Annotated in this window: 1 tRNA gene; it reads right to left on the bottom strand. The window is 40.8% G+C overall.

Annotation, left to right across the window (positions count from 1 at the left end):
- Positions 1-148: 148 nt before the first annotated feature.
- Positions 149-225, bottom strand: a tRNA-Ile gene (locus tag H4J73_RS06710).
- Between the last annotated feature and the right edge of the window lie 152 nt (positions 226-377).

The following is a 377-nucleotide window of genomic DNA, read 5'->3' as shown; positions in this document are numbered from 1 at the left end:
ATCAGCTTTCCAGATTGTTAAAGAACTCATTCTTAACGCGCATTCGGTTAAAAACGTGGTTTAAAAAACCAAACTTAACGTGTTCATGAGAACAGTTTAAGTTTGGTCTTTTCTTTAATGAAGAAGTTAATCAATTCACAGCGTGAATTGGTAGGTCTGGGCAGACTTGAACTGCCGACCTCACCCTTATCAGGGGTGCGCTCTAACCAGCTGAGCTACAGACCTATCTTATTAGCAAGCCCAAGGGCTTTCTTCTTCTAATTTGTTATCATGTAATTTGTGTAGACACTCGTGAAACCGAGGTTTCCATTAAACTGTTTTTACTTCAAGATAAGGAGGTGATCCAACCCCAGGTTCCCCTAGGGTTACCTTGTTAC

The sequence above is a fragment of the Colwellia sp. MB3u-41 genome, assembly GCF_014076845.1.
Lineage (GTDB): Bacteria > Pseudomonadota > Gammaproteobacteria > Enterobacterales > Alteromonadaceae > Colwellia_A.
The sequence above is the reverse complement of the archived record's forward strand: the minus strand, read 5'-3'. Positions and strand labels throughout refer to the sequence as shown.